The following is a 2,564-nucleotide window of genomic DNA, read 5'->3' on the forward strand; positions in this document are numbered from 1 at the left end:
GTACCAGATGCAGCTCGTGTTTCGCCGGTCGGGTGGTGTGGAGCCGGAGCGGATGCGTGCGGCGGGGCAGGGGCTGCTGGACCGGTATGCGAATCTGCGTGCCGCGTTTGTTGCCGATGGGGCCGGAAATTTGGTGCAGGTTGTGCCGGCTGGTGTGGAGCTGCCGTGGCGGCATCGTGATCTGGCGGGGGTGAGTGAGGAGGAGCGCGGTGCGGCGTTCGAGCGGTTGCTGGCTGATGATCAGGCGTCCCATTTCGATCCGGCCGTGCCGCCGCTGCTGCGGATGACGCTGGTCACCATGGGTCCTGAGCGCTCCGAACTGGTCTTGACCGCACACCACGTGCTGTTCGACGGCTGGTCGGTTCCCCGGCTGATGGAGGATCTGCTGCGCCTCTACGGGGCGGGAGGGGAAGCCTCAGCTCTGCCCCGGGCACGCGGTTTCCGGGATTTCCTGGTGTGGCTGTCGGAGCAGGACCGTGCGGAGTCGGCCCGGGTGTGGGCCCGCGAGCTGGAGGGGATCGACGAGCCCACCCTGCTCGCGCCCAGCGCGGCGGCGTCGGAGTCCGACCCGGAGGGCATCGGGCAGTTCGATGTGCCGCTCGCGCAAGAAGCCGCCCGTGGTCTGTCGCGGCGCGCGGCGGAGCTGGGCGTGACCTTGAACACTCTGGTGCAGGGTGCGTGGGCGCTGCTGCTGTCGGGGCTGACGGGTAGGCAGGATGTGGTTTTCGGAGCCACTGTCTCCGGCCGTCCGCCCGAAGTCGCGGGCGTGGACGAGATGGTGGGCTTGTTCATCAACACGCTGCCCGTACGGGTGCGGTGCGCGCCGGGGAGCACGCTCCGCGACCTGCTTGCCGGTTTGCAGGAGCGGCAGGGCGTGCTGCTCGATCATCATCACCACGGGCTCACCGACATCCACCAGGCGACCGGGCTGAGCACCCTGTTCGACACCCTCGTCGGGTTCGAGTCCTACCCCATCGACCGCGCCGGCATCTCCGAGGCGAACACCGCTACGGGCATAGCGATCACCGGCATCAGTCCGTTGAGCGGCACCCACTATCCGCTGGCGGTGACGGCCACGGCCGACCCCCACCTGCGGGTGGCCCTGCAATACCAGCGCCACGTTTTCGGTGCGGAAGCGGTCGGAGAGATCGCGGTGCGGTTTGCGGGGGTTCTGCGGCAGGTGGCTGAGGATCCGGATGTGGGGGTGTCGGGGGTGGATGTGCTGGGGTCGGCTGAGCGGGACTGGTTGTTGGGGGAGCTGAATGGCAGTGGGGCGGTTCGGTCTCAGGGCACGGTGTCGGAGTTGTTCCGGCAGCGGGTCGCCGGGGCGCCGGATGCGGTGGCGGTGGTGTGTGGTGGGCAGAGGTTGACGTACGCGGAGTTGGAGGTTCGCGCTGATCGTCTTGCGCGGGTGTTGGCTGGGCGTGGTGTGGGTCCTGAGTCGGTGGTGGCGGTGGCGGTGTCGCGGTCGCCGGAGTTGGTGGTCGCGTGGCTGGCTGTGCTGATGGCCGGTGGTGTCTACCTGCCGGTTGATCCGGCTTACCCCAAGGAGCGGATCGCGTTCATGGTGGCTGATTCCGGGGCCTGTCTGGTCCTGGTGGACGCGGTGACGGCCGGGTTGCTGCCTGAGCTGGCTGTTCCGGCGTTGCGGCTGGGTGATGCCGGTGGGGCGGTCGGTTCGGTGGAGGTGGGGCCGTGTCGTTCGGTGGTGGCCAATACGGCGTATGTGATCTACACGTCCGGGTCCACGGGTCGGCCGAAGGGTGTGGCGGTCACCCATCGAGGGGTGGCTGCCCTGGTCGCTACTCAGGCCGGTCGGCTCGGTGTCACCGCGGACAGTCGGATCCTGCAGTTCGCGTCGCCGAGCTTCGACGCCTCGGTATGGGAGATGTGCACGGCGCTGCTGTCCGGGGCGACCCTCGTCCTGGCCGCCGCGGACCGGCTGGCACCCGGACAGCCTCTCCTGGAGACGGTCGCTGCGCACCACGTCTCACATGTCCTCCTGCCGCCCGCGGTGCTGGCGGCGTTGCCGCACGGCTCCCTTCCCACCGTCACCGGCCTGGTGGTCGGCGGCGACGCGGTTTCGCCGGAGTTGGTGGCCACCTGGTCGGCCGGACGCCGGATGATCAACGCCTACGGGCCGACCGAGACCACGGTCATCGCTGCCATGAGCGGGCCGCTGTCCGGTGAGGGCGAGGTGCCGCCGATCGGCCGGCCGATCGAGAACACGCGGGTGTATGTGCTGGACGGTGCGCTCCGTCCGGTGCCGCCCGGCGTGGCCGGCGAACTGTACGTGGCCGGCGAGTCGCTCGCGCGTGGCTACCTGGGCCGGCCGACTCTCACCGCGCAGCGGTTCCTGGCCTGCCCGTTCGGCCTGCCGGGCGAGCGGATGTACCGCACCGGGGACGTAGTGGCCTCTCACCGCGCACCGGTTCCTTGGCCTGCCCGTTCGGCCTGCCGGGCGAGCGGATGTACCGCACCGGGGACGTAGTGGCCTGGACGGCGGATGGCGAACTCGTCTTCCGGGGCCGCGCCGACGACCAGGTCAAGATCCGCGGATACCG

1 protein-coding gene is annotated in these 2,564 nt (G+C 69.9%); it reads left to right on the plus strand.

The window, feature by feature from the left end:
• Nucleotides 1-2,491, plus strand: a 2,491-nt coding sequence (locus AB8Z75_RS33660; RefSeq protein WP_369208742.1) for an amino acid adenylation domain-containing protein, incomplete at its 5' end; no start/stop codon positions are given.
• Between the last annotated feature and the right edge of the window lie 73 nt (nt 2,492-2,564).

It is taken from the genome of Streptomyces sp. PU-14G (assembly GCF_041028275.1).
In the GTDB taxonomy this organism is placed as follows: domain Bacteria; phylum Actinomycetota; class Actinomycetes; order Streptomycetales; family Streptomycetaceae; genus Streptomyces.